At 75.1% G+C, this 23,157-nt stretch carries 11 protein-coding genes and 1 pseudogene; 6 read left to right on the plus strand and 6 right to left on the minus strand.

The window, feature by feature from the left end:
• Positions 1-2: 2 nt before the first annotated feature.
• The 5 genes from B207_RS39750 to eccD form a co-directional block, all read right to left on the minus strand.
• Positions 3-431, minus strand: coding sequence for a hypothetical protein (locus B207_RS39750; RefSeq protein ID WP_154675345.1), 429 nt, complete (start codon positions 429-431; stop codon positions 3-5).
• A 205-nt stretch (positions 432-636) separates the two neighbouring features.
• Positions 637-939 carry a hypothetical protein gene (locus B207_RS0114285; protein WP_018637227.1) on the minus strand — a complete coding sequence of 101 codons (303 nt, stop codon included), beginning with the start codon at positions 937-939 and terminating at the stop codon, positions 637-639.
• 7 nt (positions 940-946) lie between these two features.
• On the minus strand, positions 947-1,306 hold the full coding sequence (locus B207_RS0114290) for a WXG100 family type VII secretion target (protein ID WP_018637228.1): 360 nt from the start codon (positions 1,304-1,306) through the stop codon (positions 947-949).
• Positions 1,307-1,383: 77 nt separating this feature from the next.
• Positions 1,384-2,856 (minus strand): type VII secretion protein EccB, encoded by a 1,473-nt coding sequence (eccB, locus tag B207_RS33915; RefSeq protein ID WP_018637229.1) that lies wholly within the window; start codon positions 2,854-2,856, stop codon positions 1,384-1,386.
• 1 nt (position 2,857) lies between these two features.
• Positions 2,858-4,279, minus strand: coding sequence for a type VII secretion integral membrane protein EccD (gene eccD, locus B207_RS0114300; RefSeq protein WP_018637230.1), 1,422 nt, complete (start codon positions 4,277-4,279; stop codon positions 2,858-2,860).
• A gap of 98 nt (positions 4,280-4,377) precedes the next feature.
• On the opposite strand from eccD, the gene B207_RS0114305 reads away from it, so the two are divergent.
• The 3 genes from B207_RS0114305 (at position 4,378) to B207_RS0114320 (ending at position 11,940) form a co-directional block, all read left to right on the plus strand.
• Positions 4,378-8,340 carry a type VII secretion protein EccC gene (locus B207_RS0114305; RefSeq protein ID WP_018637231.1) on the plus strand — a complete coding sequence of 1,321 codons (3,963 nt, stop codon included), beginning with the start codon at positions 4,378-4,380 and terminating at the stop codon, positions 8,338-8,340.
• A gap of 169 nt (positions 8,341-8,509) precedes the next feature.
• Complete coding sequence (locus B207_RS33920; protein WP_018637232.1) at positions 8,510-9,847, plus strand: hypothetical protein; 1,338 nt, start codon at positions 8,510-8,512, stop codon at positions 9,845-9,847.
• 437 nt (positions 9,848-10,284) lie between these two features.
• Positions 10,285-11,940: a hypothetical protein gene (locus tag B207_RS0114320; protein WP_154675347.1), complete on the plus strand. Its 1,656-nt coding sequence runs from the start codon at positions 10,285-10,287 to the stop codon at positions 11,938-11,940.
• A gap of 109 nt (positions 11,941-12,049) precedes the next feature.
• Here the strand turns inward: B207_RS0114320 and B207_RS33925 are convergent.
• Positions 12,050-13,246 (minus strand): annotated as a pseudogene (locus B207_RS33925) (RNA-guided endonuclease InsQ/TnpB family protein).
• Between the two features lie 253 nt (positions 13,247-13,499).
• Between B207_RS33925 and B207_RS0114330 the strand changes: the two are divergent.
• The 3 genes from B207_RS0114330 (at position 13,500) to B207_RS42575 (ending at position 21,923) form a co-directional block, all read left to right on the plus strand.
• On the plus strand, positions 13,500-17,042 hold the full coding sequence (locus B207_RS0114330) for a right-handed parallel beta-helix repeat-containing protein (RefSeq protein ID WP_018637234.1): 3,543 nt from the start codon (positions 13,500-13,502) through the stop codon (positions 17,040-17,042).
• A gap of 25 nt (positions 17,043-17,067) precedes the next feature.
• Positions 17,068-20,631 carry a DUF4132 domain-containing protein gene (locus B207_RS33930; RefSeq protein WP_154675348.1) on the plus strand — a complete coding sequence of 1,188 codons (3,564 nt, stop codon included), beginning with the start codon at positions 17,068-17,070 and terminating at the stop codon, positions 20,629-20,631.
• 146 nt (positions 20,632-20,777) lie between these two features.
• The gene (locus B207_RS42575; RefSeq protein ID WP_326828410.1) at positions 20,778-21,923 is read left to right on the plus strand and encodes a sensor histidine kinase; all 1,146 of its coding nucleotides are present in this window, start codon (positions 20,778-20,780) and stop codon (positions 21,921-21,923) included.
• The last annotated feature ends 1,234 nt before the right edge of the window (positions 21,924-23,157 follow it).

Genomic DNA, 23,157 nt, shown 5'->3' on the forward strand with positions numbered 1-23,157 from the left:
CGTCAGGCGCCCGTTCCCGCTCCGGGCGGTGTGCCCGCGCCGGAACCACCTCCCGGAGCGGGAAGGCCGCCACCGCCCGCACCACCGCCGACGCCACCGCCCCCGCCGCCGGAGCCGCCGCCGGAGCCGCCGCCTGTGGGGAAGTACGAGCCGAACTCGCTGGCGGTCATGGCGTTCCGCTCCTCCACCGAGTCCGTCTCCTCGAGGAGGTACTGCGTGCCCCAGGTGATGCCATACGCACCGGAATGGACGACACCCATCCGTTCGACGATCTTCTGCCGGGTGGTGTCCAGCGCCTTCAGGAGGGCCACGCCCTGCACGAAACCGCCACTGCCGATCTTCAGCGGGAAGGGCTCACCCAGGGAGAGGAAGGCCCGCTCGTGGGGATCCCACTGGTAGCCGACCGACCGGGTGTCGATCTCGGCCACCATATCGCCGTACTTTTTGTTCCAGGCTGTGAGCCTCTGGTCGCTGAATTCCAGCTGCATGTCGGCGCCTACCGTCTGTTTCGGTCACTGGGCGAGAGAGTTGCCCGGTCGGGCCCGCGGTCGGGAGGGGTGCGCGGGCCCGCCGGGCGGTCCGTGCACGGCGGCGGAACAGCCGTGCGAGAAGCAGCCGTATACGGTCGGCCGGCTGTCAGATGGAGATGCCGTCGCCGAAGGCGACAGCTCCCTTGAGGTCACCGAGCAGGTAGTTGTCGTGGATCCAGCCCAGGCGTTTCGTGCCGTCGGCGATCGAGGCGCTCATCTGCGCCTGGCCCTCGTTCCAGAGGCTCTGCGCCTGCAGGTAGACCTCCGGTGCCTTTCCTTCGTTGGCGGTCAGGAAGGTGGCGATCTTCACCTCCAGGTCGTCCAGCGAGGCCATCAGCAGGGTGTGGACCTTGGCGAGCTCGTCGGCGGTGTCGAGAGCACCGTTCGGGTTGAAGTTGTACGTGGCCATGACCGCGTCACCGACCCGTGGTGAACGTGGTCGCGCCGACCCTCGGCTGGCCGGCCACCGGCGGGAGAGCCCAGCCGGAGCCGGCCTGCAGCGCCTCGTCGTCGGCGATGTCAGTGATCTTGGCGTATTCGGCCATCGACGCGTTGAGCATGTTGAGCCCCTGCTGCACCTTGGTGAAACCGTCCATCCAGTTCCGCATGGCATTGCGGTACTCGTTCGCCGCCACACCGCCCCAGTGGATGCCGATCTCGACCTCCGCGGTGGCGACCGTCTGGGCGATGACGGCACACTCGTCCTGGCATTTGTCGAACGCGACGATCATCGCGTTGGTGGTTACCTCGTCTTTGACGAGAATGGGCACCGCCATGCGTCAGCCTCCTGTTTCCGTCCGGTGGTCTCCGGCACCGTTCTGCGCCGGGGAGGAAGGTGAGTGCCCGGGGAACATCACCGCGCCTGGATCAGGCCGAGTGTGGGTCCCCTGGGCAGGAGCAGCGGCAGCTGGCGGGGGACGGCCACCGCCTGCTCGATCCGGTAGCCGAGTGCCTCGACGGCGTCGGGGGCGAGCGGGAAGGCCGTCCCACTGCCGTCGATCAGCAGGCTCTGCTGGTCCTCGGCGGGCACGTCCGCGTCGGGGACGAGCAGAGCACCCCGCCCGGCGCGTACCTGGACGGCGGCCGGCACCCGGCCGGCACCGGCACCGGCACCGTCCGGGCCCGCCGCGCCGGCTGCCGCGGGCGGCGGCGCCAGTACGAGGTCCAGCACGGTGTCGTCCGTGGCGGCGGACGGCGGGAGACCGCCGGCGCCCGCCTCCGGCGTCTCGCCCCCGCCGGAGCCCCGCGCGGGTGCCGCACCGGCCCCGGTGCCCGCGCGGGGCTCCGGCGGGACGGCCCGCACACCGGGGGACTCGGCGCACGCCGCCTCGCCGGCGAGCGGCTCGACGAGGGCGGGCGGACGCGCCGGCAGCAGACGCTGTGCCTCGGGCAGCTCGACGAGCGGGACGGACACCAGGTCCGCGGCCGTGGCGGGTCGGGTGGCGGAGCTGCCCGCCTCCGCCTGGGCGAGCCGGAGCTGGATGGTGGTGAGCGGCGCGAGGCCGTCCGCGAGCAGGATGTAGTACGCCGTGCTCTCCTCGGAGCCGAAGATCGAGAAGATCTCGCCGACGGGGACCTCGCGGCCGCCGACGACGCGACCGGGCGATCCTCGCCCCTCGACCGCGACCGGCGCGAGGTCGGGCCCGGCCGCGAGCAGCTCCAGCCAGGCCGCGGGCACCTCGATCGGAGTGGCGGCGCCGTAGCCCAGCACGTCGGCGACCCACGGGCGGGTCATGGCCAGCCGCTGGCCGCGCCACAGCAGGTACTCCCGGCCTTCGGAGGAGACGAACAGGCTCTCGTCGGGCCCGATCCCGGCCGGCGCCCGCGGGCCGCCGATGTCGACGACGATCGGAGCACCCGTGCCGTCGCCGGCGCAGGCCCGCCACACGCCCGTGTTCAGCGCGTCGGCCGGGGGGAGCACCTCCGGGCCGTCCGGTATCCCGATCGGAGCCCCGCGGGGCACGCCGGCCAGCCGGGACCCGGCCACGACCACGGGGCTGACGGCCCCGTCGACGAACAGGCGCGCCGACGCGGCGTTGCGCACCGGACGCAGCACACCGCCGACGAACAGGTACTGGGCTCCGCTCGATTTGTCGACGACGAGGGAGCCGGGCTCTCGCCAGGCCGTCGACCCGCCGGGAGACAGGTACGCCCAGCCGGCCACGCCGGCGAGCATCAGGGCGGCCAGCACGAGGCCGCCGAGCAGACCGCGGGTGTCACGCCGGGTCGGCGACTCGAGCGCGTCGGGATCGGCGCGGACGAGCGCGCTGGTGAGACGGGCCGTCAGGCAGCTCTGCGCGTCGACCTGGTCACGGCGGGACTGCATGTCAGGTCACCACCGAGCGCACCAGCGTGATGCCGCCGAGGATGGACACGACCAGCGGCACGGCCAGCACCAGGGCGCCGGTGTGCGCCCAGTCGCCGAGCCGGCCCCAGATCGGCGTGAGCCGGCGCCGGCCGAGAACGTGGGTGACGCCGGCACAGACCAGGGCCAGGGCCAGCGTCAGCCAGAGGGCCACCTGGTCACCGGTCCGTCCCGGCCCCAGCGCCAGCGAGGCGAGCACGGCGAGCAGCCCGGCCCCGGCCGGGACTCCCAGCGCCACCCGGTGCCAGACGCTGATCATCGGGCGCAGGACCAGCAGCTGCGCGAGCGCGGCGAGGACGACGAGCGTGGCCGGCACCCAGCCGGGTGAGAACGCGAGCCGGACCAGCGCGGCGCCCGACAGCGCCCCGCAGGCCGCGTGCAGGGCGGTCATGTACCGGTCGGCCAGCGCGGTGCGGGCCAGCACCTCCTCGCCGGGCTCCGGGTCCAGGTCGTCCTGCAGCTCGTCCGGCTCGACGGGCAGCGGTGGCAGCTCCATCCCGGCGAGCTTGAACCCGGCCATCGGCACCATCGGCCGCGCCGCGGCGGCGACGACCAGCCACAGCGCCGCCGAGCGGGTCCACGACAGGTCCACCGCCGATCTGAGCCAGCCGGCCAGGACCGCGGCGAGGGCCAGGAGGAACACCGCGACGCCGACCTGCAGCAGGGCTTCCAGCCCGGAGGCCGCGATCAGCAGGCACAGTGCGACGAGGCCGCCGACGAGCGCGGCGGTCATGACCGTGCCCGCCGTCGACGGGGGGTCGACACGTGGCCCGGCGTCGGCCAGGGCCAGGACGGCCGCCTCGACCGCGGCGGCGACGGCCGCGCAGCCGACGATGGCGGCCATCGCCCCGTCCCGCAGCACCCGGCCGGCCACCACCGTCCCGGCGAAGAGCACCGCGGCCACGACCGCCAGAGCGGCGCTCCGGCCCGCGCCCGCGACGCCGACCCCCGCGGGCCCGCCGAGCAGCGGGACGGCGAGCACCGTCGCCAGCAGTGTGGCGAGGGTCGCCAGCGAGGCGACCCTGGTGGCACCGGGCCGCCACCGGCCGGAACGGGTGCGCATCCCGGTGGCGACACCGTCGATCAGGTCGTCGAAGTCGAGCGGCGGCAGCTGGTCGGAGCGGGGCCGGAGGAACACCATGTCGCCGTCGAGCAGGCCGAGGTCGGAGACGGTGAGGTCATCGTCGAGCGGGGCCTCGCCGAGCCGCTGGACGACCCAGCCGCTGTGTTCCAGCCCGCGGTCGGCCAGGTCCTCGCCGAGGCTGCGCAGCAGCGCCGGCGCCAGGTCGGAGAGCGGGATGTGCGCGGGCACGGACAGGTCGACCTGGCTGGTCGGGCCGACGACGAGGAGGCGGCACACCTCCGTCGTGCTGGTCTGTCCCATGCTCTCCGCACGGCCACCGCGGCGAGGCCGGTTCAAATATGTGATGCGCATCACTCACACGGCAGCGCCGTGAGACGTGGGGCAGCCGTGTAGGAGGTATGTCCACGGTTGCCTTCCGCCGGCCCACCCGCCGCACCGGGCCGGAGATGCCGCACGGGGAGATCGCGCTCCAGGAGCCGCCGGCCGTTCCGGAGGTGCAGACCGGCGGCATGCGCATGCTCATCATGATCGTTCCGATGGCGCTGATGTCGGGCGCCATGATGTTCATGTTCATGGGCCGGGCGCTGTCGGGCCCCATGGGCATGGCGATGATGGGCGTGATGGTCCTCGGCATGGCCGGCATGGGGGCCGGCCAGTTCGTGATGCAGTCCGGCGACCGCCGGCAGAAGATCGGCGGCGAGCGCCGGGACTACCTGCGCTACCTCTCCCGGACCCGGCGGCAGGTCCGCGGCCACGCGGAGAAGCAGCGCCAGGCGCTCGCCTGGCGCCACCCGGAGCCGGAGTCGCTGTGGTCGGTGGCGATGACCAGCCGGCTGTGGGAACGCCGGCCGGCGCACCCCGACTTCTGCGAGGTGCGCCTCGGCACCGGCGACCAGCGCCTCGCCGTCGCGATCGCGCCGTTGCAGACCAGCCCGGTGGAGGATCTCGAACCGGTGGCGGCGAAGGCGCTGCGCCGGTTCACCCGGGCGTACACGATGGTGCCGCGCCAACCGGTCGCCCTCTACATCCGCGGCTTCGCGCGGATCCGGATGGACGGGGAGCGCGCGGCCGCCCTCGGTCTCGCCCGCGCCGTGCTCGCCCAGCTCGCCGCCTTCCACGCCCCCGACGAGCTGCAGATCGCCGTCTCCGCCTCGGCGGAGCACACCGACGAGTGGAGCTGGGTCAAATGGCTCCCGCACGCCCAGCACCCGTCCGACCACGACGCCGCCGGCCCGGTCAGGCTGTTCGGCACCTCGCTGGAGGACGTCGAGCGTCTCCTCGGCCAGCCCTTCGGTGAACGGGACCGCTACGACGCGGGCGCCACGCCGTCGTCGACGGAGCCGTTCGTGGTCGTGGTCAGCGACGGGGGACGGATCTCACCCGGCTCCCGGTTCCTCGTCTCCGGCTACCGCAACGCGATCCTGGTGGACTTCGACGGACTGCCCCCCGGTGACAACAGCCGCCGTCTGCTCCACCTGGACGTCACCGCCGAGGACGTCCACACCGTCGAACGCGACCGGGTGGGCCGCGAGGTGCGCCGGCGGCTCGCGGCGCCGGACCGCCTCTCCCGCACCAGGATGACGACGCTCGCCCGGCTGATGGCCCGGCACGGCGCGGGCGAGAACGCCGAGCCGACCAGCGACGGGCTGACCCGCGACCTCGACCTGCCGGATCTGCTCGGTCTCGGCGACCTGGAGCGGTTCGACCCCAAGACCCGCTGGCGGGCCGCCCAGGGCGCCGCCCGCCTGCGGGTGCCGATCGGAGTGGCGGCCGACGGCTCCCCGATCGAGCTGGACATCAAGGAGTCCGCCGAGAACGGCATGGGGCCGCACGGGATGCTGATCGGCGCCACCGGCTCGGGCAAGAGCGAGCTGCTGCGCACCCTCGTGCTCGCGCTGGCCGTCACCCACTCGTCCGAGACGCTGAACTTCGTGCTCGTCGACTTCAAGGGCGGCGCGACCTTCGCCGGGCTGGACCGGCTGCCGCACGTGTCGGCGACCATCACCAACCTGGCGGACGAGGCCGCGATGGTCGACCGGATGCGGGCCGCGGTGCACGGCGAGCTCGTCCGCCGGCAGGAGCTGCTGCGCGCCGCCGGCAACTTCAGCTCGGTGCGCGACTACGAGCAGGCCCGTGCCCAGGGCCGGCCGCTGGCGCCACTGGCGACGCTGTTCGTCGTCATCGACGAGTTCAGCGAGCTGATCGCGGCGCACCCGGACTTCGTCGAGCTCTTCGTCATGATCGGCCGGCTCGGGCGGTCGCTGGCCGTCCACCTGCTGCTCGCCTCGCAGCGGCTGGAGGAGGGCCGGATCCACCAGGTCGAAGGCCACCTCTCCTACCGCGTGGTGCTGCGGACGTTCTCGGCGATGGAGTCGCGGGCGGTGGTCGGCGTGCCCGACGCCTACGAGCTGCCGCCCGCCCCGGGCAACGGCTACCTGCGCTCCGACGTCGCGACGATCACCCGGTTCAAGGCCGCCTACGTCTCGGGCCCCTACCGGCTGCGCTCCACCCGTGTCCGCCAGGACGTCATCGAGAGCCAGGTGCTGCGCTACGACACCCGGCACGCGCCGGTCGTCGTCCGCGAGTCGACGCCCGACGAGCCCGAGCCGGCCGCCGGCGCCAGCACGGTGATGGAGGTGCTGGTCGACCGGCTGGTCGGCCAGGGCCCGCCGGCGCACCCGGTGTGGCTGCCGCCGCTGGAACAGCCGCCGACGCTGGACCAGGTGCTCCCCCCGCTGCTGCCCGACCCCGAGCACGGACTGCGACCGGTCGCCACTACCGAACGGCTGAAGGTACCCATCGGGATGATCGACAAGCCGTTCGAGCAGATCCGGGACCTGCTGGTGATCGACCTCGGCGGGGTCGGCGGGCATCTCGGCATCGCGGGCGGCCCGCAGAGCGGCAAGAGCACCCTGCTGCGGTCGCTGGTCTGCTGCCTGGCGCTCACCCACTCCCCCGCCGAGGTCCAGTTCTTCTGCCTGGACTTCGGCGGGGGCGCCCTCGCCGGCCTCGCCGACCTGCCGCACGTCGGCAGCGTCACCGGCCGGCACGACCCCGACCGGGTCAACCGGACGGTGGCCGAGGCCGTCGCCGTGCTCACCGACCGGGAACGCCGGTTCGCCGCGCTCGGCATCTCCGGCATGCCCGCCTACCGGGAGGCGGTGGCCGCCGGCCGGGTGCCCGAGGAGGAGTTCGGCGACCTGTTCCTCGTCGTCGACGGCTGGTTCACCCTGCGGCAGGAGTTCGAGCAGGCGGAGGAGGCCGTCCGCGACCTCGCCGGCCGCGGGCTGAACTACGGCGTGCACCTCGTGCTCACGGCGGGCCGCTGGTCGGAGGTCCACCACGGGATGCGGGACAAGATCGGTTCCCGGCTGGAGCTGCGGCTCGGCGACCCGGTCGAGTCGGGCATCGACCTGCGGGCCGCCGCCGCGGTCCCTCGCGCACCGGGGCACGGGCTCACCGACCGCAAGCTGCACTTCCTCGCCGCCCTGCCGCGGATCGACGGCTCCGCCACGGTGGACGACCTGGCCCACGGCACCCGCAACCTGGTCTCCGCCGTCGAGGACTCCTGGCCCGGGCCGCGGGCCCGCGGGGTCCGCACGCTGCCGGCCCGCCTGCCGGTGGCGCAGCTGCCCGACCCGCAGGGGGCGCGGGTCGCGTTGGGCGTCGACGAGAGCCGCCTCGAACCCGTCTGGCACGACTTCGACGCGAACCCGCACCTCACCGCGCTCGGCGACAACGAGAGCGGCAAGTCGAACCTGCTGCGCCTGATCGCGCGGGCGATCACCGAGGCCTACACCCCCGCCGAGGCCAGGATCATGGCGGTCGACTACCGCCGCCGGATCTTCGACGACATCCCGGACGACTACCGGCTCGGCTACTCCGTCTCCCCGGACAGCACCACCGCGACGGTCAGGGACGCCGTCGCCGGGCTCACCCCGCGCATGCCCGGCCCGGACGTCTCCCCCGAGCAGCTGCGGCGCCGCGACTGGTGGAGCGGACCGCGGCTGTTCCTGCTCATCGACGACTACGACCTGCTGGCCGGACCGGAGAACCCGCTGGCCAGCCTGGTGCGGCTGCTGCCGCAGGGCGGCGACATCGGGCTGCACGTCGTCCTGACCCGGGCGGCCGCCGGCCTGATGCGCATGTCGATGGACCCGGTGCTGCGCCGCCTGCAGGAACTCAACACTCCCGACATCGCCTTCTCCTGCCCGCGCTCGGAGGGCCCCCTGCTCGGCGGCACCAGACCGCGGAGCCTGCCGGCGGGCCGGGCACTCGTCTGCACCCGGCGCGGCAGCCAGCTGATCCAGACCGGCTTCGTCCCCGCCGCCGACGCGGACGTCTCCCCGGCCTCCGGCTGACGCCGCCCTCGCCCGTGGCGGCTCGGTGCGCGCCCGGGGTGAACCGTTCGCCGGCAGGGCCCGTGTTCACAGGCAGAGGGATCCGACCCGCACCGGGCCCGTGACGGTCCGCCGTCAGGGGCCCGGTACGCGGAGCGGCACCCCGACCGGTCCAGCGGAGGAGCGCAGCGTGAGGGACGCCGACACCGAGCCCGCATCCGCCGGGGCTGATCCTGTCGAGCCGAAGCCGGTCGAACCGAAGCCGGTCGAACCGGAGCCGGTCGACGCCGGGCTCGTGGAGGGCTGGCACCGGGCGCTGCTCGCACTGGCCGGCGTCCTGCCGGACGAACTGGTCACCCGGGCGCGCGGCTGGCTGGCCGAGGGACGTCTCCTCGACCTCACCCGCGCGGTCACGTTCGCCCTCGTCGCCGGCCGGTTCGCCGCGCCCGGCGAGGTGGTGGAGCTGCTCGGTCGGGAGTCCGGCGCCGCGGGCGCGGACAACGCGCTGCTCGGCCTGCTCGGCCTGCTGGAAACCGCGCCGGCGGACCCCGCCGCGGCGACACCCTGGCGGTTCTGTGCCACTGAGCCGGGCCCGGCCGCACCGTGGGCTTTCCTGCCGCTGGACCTGACCGCCGGGCAGCGGATGCCCCTCGGACGATCCGGGGCGATCGACCGCGCGATGATCGAGGCGGTTCGCGCCGAGCCGGGCGCCGCCGGGCTCTGGCGGGCCTGGCGCCTGGCAGCCGCGGACTCCCCCTGGCCACGGCCACGCCGGGTGTTCGTCGTGACCGCCCGGCCCGCGGACGAACCGAGCCCGCCCCGCCACGGCGGCGAACCCGCACGGCCCGTGGGCGGGCTCGCCGCCGTGGCGGGGCGGCTGCAGGCCGCGCTGGCAGCCGTCGGCGAGCCCGACCCGCAGGTCGAGGTCTGCCCAGCCGGCGGCGAGGCGCCCGCCTACCAGGTGCTCGCCCGCACCGGCGGCGCTCTGCTGTGGGCCCGCGAACCCGCGGTGCCGATCTCGGTGGCCCGGGTGTTCGACGAGGTCGACCCGCAGGGCGGACCCCGCTTCGCCGTGGACCGCCCCCGGGTCGACGGCGCCGACCGGGCACGGATCGCCGCCTACCTGGACGCCGGTGTACCGGTGCTCGGGACGTCCGCCACCATGATCGATGTCGTCGAGCCGGCGCGCGGCGTGGTGGTACCGCTGACGTTCCGGACCGACGGCAGCTGGGTGTGGACGGACACGGTCAGCTACTACCTGACGACCTACGGCCTCACCCCCGATCCGGATCTGCTCCGGCACGCCCTGCGGCCCGGCCCGCCCGATCCCGTCGACGAGGTCGCCCTGCACCGGGTGCTCGCCGACCTCCTCCGGCCGGAGGAGCCCCCGGCCGCGGACGCGCCTCCCGCGCCGGCCGACCCGGTCTGGTACGTGCCGGGGATGAGCGGCGGCGCCGGTGCCGACACGGCCACCGGGCTCGGAACGGCCACCGGAGTCGGAGCGGTCGCCGAGGTCCGCCGCGCATGAGCCGGGCGACCATCATGGCCCCTCCGCCCTCGGTGACTGCGTCGGCGCCGGCGCCGACGCTGGCGCTGGCGCAGTCGTCGCCACCACCGCCATCGCGACCGCCATCGCCATCGCCATCGCCATCGCCACAGCGACCGTCATCGCCGCGGTTCCCGAGACGGCCGCCGCAGCCGGCGCCCCCGGCCACACCGACAGCGCCTGCGCTCGCCGGCCGCGTCGGCTGGCGGGCCGACGGACGGCCCGTTCCCATCGCCGCACCCCCACCACCGCCCGCGTCTCCCTCCGAGCGTGTTCCGGCGCCGCCGCGCGGGCGCTCCCGGCCGGAGCCGGCCGCCGTACCTGCCAGGAGGGCCGCGGAGGTCGCAGACCCGCTGGTCAGACGGTTCGTCGACGACAGCCTGGCGACCGCGGCCGGCCGCTTCTTCCGGGTGGGCTGGGTGGAGCCCCGACGGCTCCCGGCAGCGCCGGCGGACGTCTTCGTCGTGCATCTCGAGGCGGGCGCCACCACGTTCCGGCTCCTCGGCCATGCGGTGCCGGTCTCGTTCCTGGCCAGCGTGATCCGGGCGTGCCCCGAATGGCACGGGCGGCCGGTCGTCCTGGTCCCGCATCCGCTGCCGGACTTCGGTCCGTTCGCGAAGCTGGTCGACGCGCTCGTGGCCCGGCTGGGGGTTCCGGTGCACGCGGCGGACGCGGGCGTCTGGCAGCTTCCCGGCGCGATGATCACGGGCGGGACGATCCGGCGCTGGCCCGTTCGCGCGCAGGGCCTGGCCGGCGCGCCCGCCGCGGCGGGCGAACCGACGTCCGTGGGGTCCTGGCTGCCCGCGGGTGCCGAGATCGCGGCCTGCGACCGGCCCAGGCCCGCGCACCTGCCGGAACCGCTGTGTCTGCCGGAACCGCTGTGTCTACCGGAACCGCTGTGTCTGCCGGAACCGCTGCGGCTGCCCACCCCCGTCCCGACCCGGTTGCCCGCACCGGCGGCCGGGCTGGTTCCCGGCGCGGATCTGCTGCCACCGGCAGTGCGGCGCGAGCCGCCCGCCCTCGCCGCCTGGGCTCCCCTACCCTCCCGGACCGACCCGGCGCATCCCACTGAGGGTCCGATCGCCGGGCCTGGCACGCTGACCGGCCCGGACACAGCCGAGCTGACCAGCCCGGCCACCGAGCGGCCCGCCGGCGGCCCGGCTGCCGGCGACCCCACTGCCAGACGATCATGGTGGCAGGTGCACCCGCGGGCGGCGGTCGAGGACCGCGAGCCGCTGCGTGCCCTGCTCGGCTGGCAGTTCGAGGCGCATGCCCGCGCCGTCTCCAGCACCCTCGCCCTGCAGCCGGGTCTGCGCCTCGGGGTCACCGCCGACGACCCGCTGGCCAGCCTGGTCGCCCTGCGCGGCTACCTCTCCGGTGGGGAGCCGCCCACGACCGCTGCGCTGATCGACGCCGCGCTGCGTGACAGCGCCGAACCGAAGGCCGTGCCGAAGGGCGAACCAGGCGGCACCGCGATGCTGGCGCTGATGGCCCGCTGCGCCTGCGCCGGCCTGGGCAGGCTCCCGGCCGCCGTGGGCCCGGTGTTCAGGCCCGCGGCGATCGACCCCGCCGTGCTGGCGTCTTACCAGCCCGGCCGCCAGATCACCGAGCCCGGCTTCCTGGTGGTCTCCACCGCACCGTGGCGGGTGCCGACGCAGACCGCCGAGTACGTGATCTGGGCGTCGACGGCCCGCCGCACCGACGCCCTGAACGCGGAGCGGGCACCGGGCGCGGCCCATCCGCCGGGGCGGGCGCTCTTCCCGGCCGGGACCCGGTTCGTCGTCCTCGCCGTCGACAGCGCAACGAGCACCGCCGGTGCCGACAGTGGCGCCGCGCCGGTGCGGGTGCTGCTGCGTGAGGTGGTCAACGGGCGTACCGACGCCGCGACCGAGCAGCGCGTGCTGGGACGGCTGCGGGAGGCCCTCACAGGCCGCCCCGGCGAGGCGCTGAAGGCCTCCCACGCGGACACGCCGCAGCACCTGGGGCTGGCTGTCGGGCTGGACGACGAGAACCGCCCCTACGCGCTCGACGGCGGCCGACCCGTCGACGACCGGGAACTGGCCGAGACGTCGTGACCGGACCGCGAACCGGTCTGGCACGGGAGCCGTGGGCGCGGGTGTCGGTGTCACCAGGAGGTGGAGACGTTGACGTCCTCCCCCGCGTGAACGCGGGAGATTCCAACTCCTACACGCCCACCGAAGAAGGGGGTGCGGAAGGTTGAGGTTCGCGGTTCACCGGCACGGCCAACACCGTGCCTCCCCGCGCAGTCACGGCCCGTCCGGCCGCGATGTTCACCGCTGCGTTGAGGTCGGCGTTGGCTGCGTGTCCGCAGGCGACGCACCGGAACACCGCTTGGCTCTCGCGGTTTCCCGATGCCGTGTGCCAGCAGGTCGAGCAACGCTGAGAGGTGTGGGCGGCGGGGATCTTCTCGACCCGGCCGGGGGCCTTGTGTTCCAGCCGCTGGACCAGCAGCCTTCAGCCGGCTCCGAGGATGCCCCGGTTCAGCCCGGCTTTCTGCCGCACCTGCCGGCCGGGCGCCTCGACGGTGCCGCGGGCGGAGCGGGTCATGCCCCGGATGTTCAGGTCCTCGACCCGGATCAGGTCGAACCGGCGGGCGAGATCGGTGCTGGTCTTCTCGACCCAGTCCTTCCGCCGGTCGGCCTCCCGGGCCTTCAGCCGGGCGATCTGGCCCCTGAGCCGGTCGCGCCGGTGCGACCCGCGCTTCGCCTTCGCCTGGCGCCGCTGCAGCCGCCGCAGCCGCTCGGCTTCTTTCGACCGCAGACCGGGGCAGACCAGCAACGCGCCGGTGGACAGCGCGGCCGAGACGGCAACACCCCGATCCACCCCCACCACCCCACCCGTGCCCGGGGCCTCGATCGGTTCGGGTACCACGGCGAAAGAGATATGCCAGCGGCCCGTCCGATCCCGGGTGACCCGGTACGACTTCGCCGCCGCCGGAACCGGGCGGCTGCGACGGAACCTGACCCAGCCCACCTTCGGGACCAGCACCGACGACCATCTCCGGCTCTCGACGCGGACCCGCCCGGCGGCCTGGCCCACGATCCGGAACCCCTCATGCACCCCCTGGCGGCGGAACCCGGGCCGCCGGTGGGTGCCGGCGAAGAAGTTCCGCCACGCCTGATCCAGATCACGCAAAGCCTGCTGTTGCACGGTCTGCGCCCCGGCCGCCAGCCAGCCGAACGTGCGCCGGGCCTCGGTCAACTGCCGTGCCTGCTCGTGGTAGCCGGGTGTAGGCCCACGCCCGGCCCGGTACGCGGCCCGCTGCTCCTGCCCCAGGTTCCACACGAACCGGGCATACCCACACTGGGCAAGCAGGGCCTCGGCCTGCGTCGCGTCGGGAGACAACCGGAAACGGGACACCCGACCAGCCTAGATCGCCACCAGGCCGACACTGGTGAACCTTCCGTAGCCGGACGACCCGTCCACCCACGTCACGGAGGCCGCGACCCGCGATGAACGATCGAGACAAGCCGAGATCCCGTGGCTGGTCAAGCGCGCCTTGGCCTCGACGAACGGCGGTCCGCCTGACGGCGAATCGCCTACCCCTGACCCGCTCCGCGGGAAACCGGATTCCTCTCCGACCTGAAGGCCGGCGTCTCCTCCGGAGGCAGAGATGACCGGAGCGGTCCGCACCGTGTCCGAAGCCGATCTCGGCGGGGTGAGCGGGATCGGGCGGGCGCTCGCGGAGGCGGCCCCCGGGGACACCGTCGCCGTGCGGCCGGGCGTCTACCGCGAGTGGTTCGTGTTCGACCGGGACGTCGTCGTGGTCGCCGAGGACGGGCCGGGCAGCGTCGTCATCGAGGTGCCGCCGGACGCAGCGCTGCTGTTCGCCCGGGGCCAGGTCCGGCTGCGGGATCTGGTGGTCCGCGGCGGGGGCGGCGACGTCCCGCTGCTCCAGGTCGCCGGCGGGCGGGTGCGGCTGGACAACTGCGACCTCCACGCCTCGGGGACGACCGCCCTGCACCTTCGCGGCGGGCGGACCTGGATCCACGGCGGGCGGATCACCGGCACGGGCGGCACGGGCGGCACGGGCGGCACCGGCATCGTGGTCGAGGCCGGCACCGCGGAGATCGTCGGGGTGGCCGTGGTGGACGTCCCCGGCTGCGGCCTGCTGATAGCGGGCGAGGCGGCACCGGTCGTGCGCGACTGCACGTTCACCGGCACCGCGGACGTCGCCGTGCTCGCCACCGGCACAGGTGCCCCGCGGCTGGAGGACTGCCGGATCAGCGCCGGCGACGGCGTCGGTGTCGTGGTGCGCGAACAGAGCCGGCTGACGATGGCCGGCACCCGCGTGGAAGGTGGACGCGCCGGGCTGTTCGTCTCCGACCGGGCCCGTCCGGAGCTCACCGGCTGCACGTTCCAGGGCGCCCGGGGGCACGCGGTCATCACCCGGGACAGCGCGGCGCCGAGCCTCACCGAGTGCCTCGTCGAGCGCCCGGCCGGGCACGGCCTGCACGCCTCGGGCCGCTCCGCCGCCGAGCTGCGGAACTGCGTCGTGCGCGGTGGTGGCGCGGCCGGGGTGGTGACGGTCGAGCAGGCCGCCCCGGTCCTCGTCGGCGGCGAGATCTCCGGCTGCGAGCAGGCGGGCGTCCTCGCCACCGCCGACTCGACGCCGCGCCTGGACGGGGTGCGGGTGAACGGCAGCCCGGTCGGCGTGACGATCGAGGGGAACGCCGCTCCCACCCTGCGCGACCTGGGCGTCGAGCGCGTCGACCACGCGCTGCACGCCGGCGGCGGTGCCGGCCTGCTGGAGGACAGCCACCTCGACGGTGCCCGGCGCACCGGCGTGGTGCTGGCCGGGACCAGCACCACCGAACTGCGCAACCTCCGGGTGACGGGCGGGCGGATCGGCGTCGAGATCCGCGATCAGGCCCGGCCCACCCTGCGCGCGGTGGAGGTGGCCGCGGCGAGAACCACCGGCATTCTGGTCAGCGGCTCCGCGCATCCCCGGATCACCGGCTGCCGGGTCCACGGCACCGCCGGGCCGGCGATCGTGCTCGCCCCCGGCAGCGAGGCGACCCTCGCGGACGTCGAGCTGACCGGCAACCAGGGGCCGGGCGTCCTGCTGGAGACCACCCGGGCGGTGTCGATCGACGGCGGGGTGATGCGGGGGAACCAGGGCGACGCGGTCCAGACCGCCGCGGCGACGTCCAACCTGCGGCTGAACGGCGTGGACACCGGCCACAACAACGTTCATGTCGGAGCTGGCCGTCTCCCCGCCGACTCCGACTTCCCCGCCGACTCCGACCTCCCGGCCGGCTCCGACCTCCCGGCCAACTCCGACAGCGGCGCTGTTCAGGGCCGTGGCGGCATCACCGCGGGTGTTGCCGCCGGCGGTGGCGACGGCCCGGCCTGCGGTCCGCCGACGCCCGCGGTGCCGAGCATTCCCGAGCAGGCCGGTCCCCCGGCGGACGCGGAGACCTCGTCCGACCCGGTGGCCATGCTGCTGGCGGAGCTGCACTCGCTGGTCGGCCTGGAGGGTGTCAAGCACGAGGTGGCGACGCTCGTCGGGCTGCACCAGATCGCGAGGCGGCGGGCGGAGGCGCGGCTGCACGCACCGCCGTCGATGTCGCGCCACCTGGTCTTCGCCGGGCCGCCGGGAACCGGGAAGACCACGGTCGCCCGATTGTTCGGCCGGATCCTGGCCGCCCTCGGGGTGATCCCGGGCGGGCAGATCGTCGAGGTCGCCCGGGCGGACCTCGTCGCCGAGCACGTCGGCGGGACGGCGGTGAAGACCACCGCGAAGTTCGAGGAGGCGATCGGCGGGATCCTGTTCGTCGACGAGGCGTACACCCTGGCGCCGGCGGACGGCAGCGCGAGCGACTTCGGCCGGGAGGCCATCGACACGCTGGTGAAGCTGATGGAGGACCACCGGGACGAGATCGTCGTGGTGGTGGCCGGCTACGCCCCGCAGATGCGGACCTTCCTCGCCGCCAACCCGGGGCTGGCGTCCCGCTTCTCCCGGACCATCGAGTTCGACAGCTACACCAGCGCCGAGCTCGTCACGATCGTCGAGCGCCTCTGCCGGACGCACAGCTACGCCCTCGAGTACGAGACGCAGGAATCGCTGCGCCGGCACTTCGACACGATGGGGCGCACCGAGACGTTCGGCAACGCCCGCGTCGCCCGCCAGGTCTTCGAGGACATGCTGGGCCGGCAGGCGTACCGGCTGGCGCGGACGCCCGACGCGCCCGAGCTGGAGCTGGCCCGGCTGCTGCCGGCGGACCTCGGTGACGACGCGCCGACGCGCCACGGCGCGAACGGCGGCGGTGCCGGCAACGGCGGCGGTGCCGGCAACGGCAGCGGCAGCGGCAGCGGCAGCGACCCGAAGGACCAGCGCCAGCGGGTCGACGCGCTGATGCGGCGCCTCGACGCCATGATCGGCCTGGACGAGGTGAAGCGGGAGGTCGCCGACCTCGTCGACCTGATGGCCTCGGCGCGGGTGCGGGCCGAGGCGGGCCTGCCCGTCCCGTCGATGTCCCGGCACCTGGTCTTCGCCGGGCCGCCCGGCACGGGCAAGACCACGGTGGCCCGGCTGTACGGCGAGCTGCTGGCGGCGATGGGCGTCCTGCGGACCGGGCAGATGGTCGAGGTCGCCCGGGCGGACCTGGTCGGCCAGTACGTCGGCCACACCGCGGTGAAGACGACGGAGGCGTTCAACCGGGCCCGCGGCGGGGTGCTGTTCATCGACGAGGCGTACGCGCTGTCCTCCGGCGGGGAGGGCAACGACTTCGGGCGCGAGGCGATCGACACCCTGGTGAAACTGATGGAGGACCACCGGGACGAGATCGTCGTGATCGCGGCCGGCTACACCGGCGACATGCGGCGCTTCCTGGCCAGCAACGCGGGCCTGGCCTCCCGCTTCAGCCACCGGATCCGTTTCCCGTCCTACTCGGCGGACGAGCTGGTGGCGATCTTCGAGGAGCTCGCCCGCGGCGGTGGCTACGAGGTCGACGGCACCTCGATGCAGGTGCTGCGCAGGCATTTCGACGGCATCGACCGCGGCGAGACGTTCGGCAACGGCCGCTACGCGCGCCAGCTGCTGGAGCGGTCCATCACCCGGCAGGCGAGCCGGCTGCGCGGGCTTTCCGACCTGACGACGGACGACCTGCGCCAGCTGCTGGCGCTCGACATCACGGCCGCTCTCGGCCGATGAGACCAGGCTCGATGAGACCAGGCCGATGAGACCAGGAGGAACGGCGTTGGAAGCGGTGCGGGAACCCACCCGGGAGGCCGACGAGCGCAGCCCTGCGGACGAGCTCGGGCTCGTCGTCCCGGCGCCGTGGCGAAAGGTGCTGCATCCGCGCCGCGGCGGCACGCCCGTCCCGGTGGAGTTCGCCGCGGCGCAGGTCGCGGCCGCGGTCCAGGAGTGCCTCGCGGCCCACGACTGGCCGCTCCGCGAGATCATCGGCAATCCGGTCAGCGAGCCGAGCCTGGCCGTGGCCGCACTGCCCTGGCTGGACAGCGCGCGGCGGCGGGACTGGATCCGCCTCGGCGACGAGATCACCCCGGCCGGGGCCGCGGCGGTGGTCACGGCCGTGTGTCATCTGCTCGGCGACCGCCGGCGGCTGGACGCCCGGACGGTGGCGTTCGCCGACCTGTGGGTGGCGGTGCACGGCCTCGGGTTCGCCGCGTGCGCGGCCGCCGAGCTCTTCTCCATGGACGTCGGTTTCCGCGGTGACCAGCCGCACTGGTACCCGCTCGTCCGGCTGGGGCCCAACACGCAGGCGGCACCGCGGTTCCTGCCCTGGCTGCTGGTCGCCCGGCGGGTACGGGCCCACCTCGCGGCCGCGGGTGACGACGAGTACGCGCGCGTCACCACGCTGCTGGCCTCCTACCGGGAACATGGTCCGGGCCCGCGGGCGATGACGTCCTACCTGCTGCCCACCCAGGCCGACTGGGTGGCTGACGACTGCCACGCCGCCGCGGCGGCATCGGCCGAGACAACGGCCCTGCTGCTGCTGATGGCGGTCGGGTCGACAGCCCAGGTCGACCAGATCGGCCACCTGGTCCTGGCCCAGCGCGCGTTCGACCTCAGCGGCGTCATCGAGTCCCTGGTGGAGGGCGTCGGCCCAGGTGTGTCGACGTTCCTCGACCGCTGGATCGACGGCCCGCTGGACACGGACCAGCGCCGGCGGCTGCTGTCCGTCCTCGCCACGCTGCCGACCGACGACGCGTTCACCGGGCTGCTCCGCCGCCTTGAAGACAAGCAGACCCAGCCCGCGGTGCTCGCCGCGATGAAACGCTTCCCGGTGCGTGCCCTGCGGCTGCTGCCGGCCGCCGCCGGCGGCAGCGGCCCGGCCGCCCGCCTCGCCGACGAGCTGCTGCGCACCCATCTCAGCGCGAACGCGGAGCTGGTCGCCGCCGCGCTGCCGCTGCTGCCACCCGCCGCCGCCGCGCGCGTCGCCGCGAGGACCGCCGAACCGCCGGGCACCGCGGCGCCGGACGCCGCACCCGGGATGCTGCCGAAGGTCCTGGTCACCCCACCGTGGACGGGGCCGCGGCGCCGACCGAAGCAGGTACCGAAGCAGGTGGTGACCGACGGCCTGACGGTGCCGGCCGAGGTGGCCATCGTCTGGCGGCCCGGCGAGCGGGAGGCGTGGTTCGCCGCCACCGAGCGTTACACGATCGCCTGGGGGAACGCCGGCGACTGGTCCTGGCCCCGGCGGCTGCAGGCGCTGCGCGACGGCACACTGCACGGGTACCAGCAGCTGGCGGTCTTCACCGAGGGCCCCGAGGATCTCGTCCGGCCCGAGCTGCGCCGGTGGCGGCCGGCTGACAGGGGGGTCGAGGCTCGCCTCGCCTGGCTGATCGCCAGGTTCGGGCTGGACGCGCTGCCGCTGGCGCTGCACCTCGGCGCGCAGCGGCCGGCGGCGAACGCGGCCCGGCTGCTGCCCTACGCCGCCGCCGAGGTCGCCGCCATGATGGCGGACTGGCTGCTACGGCTGCGGTCGGTGCGCGCGGACGCCCTCGCCTGGTTCGCCCGTCACCCGGCCACGGCCGCGGCCGCGCTGGTCCCGGCCGCCCTCGGCCCGGCCGGCGCCCGGCGGCGGGCGGCGGAGAACGCCCTGCGCGCCATCGCCCGCGGCGGCCACGCCGCCGAGGTCGCCACCGCCGCCCGCCGCCACGGCGGCGAGGTGGCCGAGGCGATCGAGGCACTGCTGTCCGCGGACCCGCTCGACCTGCTGCCGAGCCGCATCCCGGTGGTACCGGACTGGGCGGACCCCGTGCTCCTCCCCCAGGTGATGCTGCGCGACCGCATCCACGCGCTGCCCGCGACCGCCGTCCGGCACCTGTGCACGATGCTCGCGCTGTCGAAGCCGGGCGAGCCGTACGCCGGGATCACGGCGGTGCGCGAGGCGGCCGACCCGGAGTCGCTGGCGGCGTTCGGCTGGGCGCTGTTCGAACGCTGGCGATCGGTCGGCGCACCGGCGAAGGACGCCTGGGCCCTCGACGCGCTCGGCTGTGTCGGCGACGACGGGACCGTGCGCCGGCTGGCCCCGCTCGTCCGCGCCTGGCCGGGCGAGGGCGGGCACACCCGGGCCACGCGGGCGCTGGACGTCTTCACCGGCATCGGCACCGAGGTGGCGCTGACGCACCTGCACGGCATCTCGCAGCGGGCGGCGTTCCGGGCCCTGCGCGCACGCGCCGCCGAGAAGATCGCACAGCTCGCCGCCGATCTGGACCTGAGCACGGAGCAGCTCGCCGACCGCCTCGTCCCCGACCTGGGGCTGGACGCGGCGGGCGGCATGACCTTCGACTACGGGCGGCGCCGGTTCACCGTCGGTTTCGACGAGCGCCTGCGCCCCCATGTCGACGACGACGACGGCGTGCGCCGCCGGGATCTCCCGAAACCCGGCCGGCGGGACGACGCGGAACAGGCCCTGGCCGCCTACAAGCGGTTCGCCACGCTGAAGAAGGACGCCCGGACGCTCGGTGCCGCCCAGCTCCGCCGCCTCGAGGACGCCCTCGTCGCCCAGCGCCGGTGGACGGTGGACGAGTTCAGAACCCTGTTCGTGGCGCACCCGCTGCTCGGGCACCTGGCCCGCCGCCTGGTCTGGCTCGTGGACACGCCGCACGACCCGGATGCCTCGGGTACCTCGGGTACCTCGGGTACCTCGGACGGCGGCCCGGGGCGGGCGTTCCGGATCGCCGGAGACGGCACCTGCACCGACGTCGAGGACAACCCCTTCTCCCTGCCGGCCCCGCCCGGGACCCGCGCCGCCGGCGTCATCCGCCTCGCGCACCCGCTGCATCTCGGTGAGACGGTGGCCGCCTGGTCCGCCCTGTTCGCCGGTCTCCGGATCCTGCAGCCGTTCCCACAGCTGAGCCGCGAGGTCTTCACGCTCACCGACGCCGAGCGCGACGCGACCGCACTGCTGCGGCTCGACGGGCTGCCCGTCCCGACACTGGACCTGCTACGGCTGGAGCACCGCGGCTGGCGGCGGGGCGTGCCGATCGAGGGCGGCGTCCAGGGCTGGCTGGAGCGCGATCTGCCCGGGGGCCGCTCCGCCCTCCTCCACCTCGACCCGGGAATCGTCGTCGGCAACCTGCAGGAGTTTCCCCTCCAGCAGGTGGAGGAGATCCGGCTGAGCAACGCGCCGACCGGTGGCTGGCCGACCAGCGCCGAGATCAGGTTCGGCGTGCTCGACCCGGTCGTCGCTTCGGAGATCCTGCGCGACCTGCACGACCTGCCCACCCTGGCGCCCCTACCGCCCCCGCCCCAGGAAGGACAGGGCCGGTGAGGGACGTCCGCGGGTCACGACACGCGGCGCTAGAGTCGGCAGCGCCGGCGACCCGGGGCCGTCCCGCCCGTCGGAGGGGAGGGCGCGTGCCGGAGCCAGCCGGTCCTCCGCCGGCCACCGCCCCTTCAGCCACAGATCCTTCCTGCGTGGATCCCTCTCCTTCCTGCGTGGGTCCCTCCTCCGCGGACCCTTCCGTCGCGGACCTGCCGGCCCAGGTGCTGGCGCTGGCGGCGGCGACGCCGCCGGGCACCAGATCCGGAGGCGACGCCCTGAGCCGGATCACGGCCCTGGTCGGACAGGCGTCACAGGCCCGCCAGGTGATCATCCGTCGGATCGGCACGACGGACCCGGCGACGGGTCCGTCGGAGTACGTCTGGTCCGCGCCCGACGCCGGGGCTCCGCAGCCGGACGGCACCCCGGCCGCGAACCCGCCCGGGGACGGGGCCGGGCCGGCGTCCGCGGTGCGCGTGAGCCGGGTCGTCCGCCACCGCGGTGCGCAGCTGGCCGAGCTGTCGGTCGAACTCCCCGCCGGTATGCCCGACCAGATTGCGCGCACGGCGGCGTCCGTCGAGGCGGTGGCGGCCGTGCTGGGCGGAGTGCTCGCGGCGGAGGCGCTGGCCACCGAACTCAGAGCCGCCCGGAACCGGAGTCGCGCGGCGTCCGAGCGGATCGCGGACGAGCGGCACCGGGCGGCGTCCCAGCTGGAGCAGCAGCGCCAGGATCTCGAACGCGACCTGCACGACGGCGCGCAGCTGCACCTGGTCTCGCTGCAGATGGCCTGCGCCGTGCTCGACCACCAGGTGGCGACCGGCACGGCCGACCCGCGGTCCCGGGCAGAGGCCGTCGCCGACCTCGGCACCCGGCTGCGGCACACCCGGCGGCTCCTCGCCGAGACGGCGGCCGGCGTCGCGCCCGCGCCGCTACGCACGGCCGGCCTCGCCGCCGCCCTGGCCGCCGGGCTGCGCGGGACACGGGACGTCACCCTGGACGTCGCCGCGGCCGTACAGGCCCGCCGCTACCCGCACGAGGTCGAGAACGCCCTCTACCTCGCCTGCATGGAGGCGGTGAGCAACGCGCAGAAGCACGCGCCGGGGACACCGGTCCGGGTCGAGGTGCGGGACACCTACCACGGACTGTCGTTCATCGTGGCGGACGAGGGCCCCGGCGTGGGCGGCTCCGCCGGCGCCACGCTCGGCGCCCTGCGCTCCCGGCTGGCCTCGGTCGGGGGGACGCTGACGGTGCGGTCCGAGCCCGGCCGCGGCACCGCCGTCACCGGCACGGTGCCGATCTGATGCCCGGCCACGGCCGGGACGTCCAGCTCGGGGACGAGCTTCTCCGGCAGCCAGATCTCGACGACGCCGGCCCCGTCGGCGCCGGTCTCGTGGCGCAGCCCGCCGCCCAGCGCCACCAGCCGTCGCGCGTCCTCGGCCAGACCCACCCAGATCCGGTCCGGTGGGCCGGGGGTGGGATCCGTCAGCCGGACGACGAGCCGGCCCCCGGCCCGCGCGAACGACAGCACGAGATCGGCCGGCCCGTCCGACGGGCTGTCGGGTGCCGCCAGCACGGTGAGCGCCGCCGCGGCCGCGTGGTAGATCCCGGCCTCGATCTCCCATCCGACGCGCCGGCCGAGGTCACCGACGATCCGCACCCTCCTCGGCAGCTGGCCGGCGAGTTCGGCCAGCGCCGCCACCGGCCCCTGGGCGCGCAGGGTCCGCGGCGCCACCGCCCGCACGACCAGCCGGAAGTCGTCGACGAGCTGGTCGAGCGCGGACCTCATCCGGCGCAGCGCCGTGAGCGTGCCGGTAGGCGCTGCACCGACGGGCGATGCCCCGGCGGGCGCCGGGCCAGCGGGCACCGGGCTGGGCGAGACGTCCCGCGGCGGTGCCGGGACGAGGTCGTCCGCGCGGGTGGCCGCCACGAGCTCCTGCCAGCGCAGCCGCACCTCGGTGAGCTCGTCGGCCGGCCCGGCGAGGATCGCCGCCGCGAGCCGGCGGCGCTCCGCCTCCACCACCCGGGCGAGCTCACCGCCCAGGAACGCGAGCCTGGCCTCGAGCCGCTCGGCCCTGGCCAGCTCGGACCGCACCGCCTGCTCCAGCCGCAGCTCGCGCAGCACCAGGACGAGGCAGTCCCCGGTGGCGGACAGCAGCGCGGGGCCGACGGCCCCAGGGCCACCGCCGCCGTGCGGGTCGCCGCCGTGCGGATCGCCGCCGTGCAGAGTGACGGCCGCGAGCGTCTCGGTGCCGTCCGTGAGCTGGAGGAGCAGCCGGCTGCCCGGTACCGCGGCGGGGTCGGGCGCCGCCGTCCCCTCCCACGGGCCGGTGGCGTTCCACCCGGTCGGCCCTCCCTGGCAGTGCAGGAGGCAGACCCAGCCGCCTCCATCGCCTCCGGCCTGTGTGGCGGCAGGCGGCGAGCAGGTGACGAGCGGCGAGCGGCCCGGCACCCACAGCGCCAGCTCGCCGGTGCCCGCCGCACAGCCCAGGTTCGCGAGCAGGGGTCGCAGCCTCCGGGCCGGTGGGGTGCCGGGCG

The sequence above is a fragment of the Parafrankia elaeagni genome, assembly GCF_000374165.1.
In the GTDB taxonomy this organism is placed as follows: domain Bacteria; phylum Actinomycetota; class Actinomycetes; order Frankiales; family Frankiaceae; genus Parafrankia; species Parafrankia elaeagni.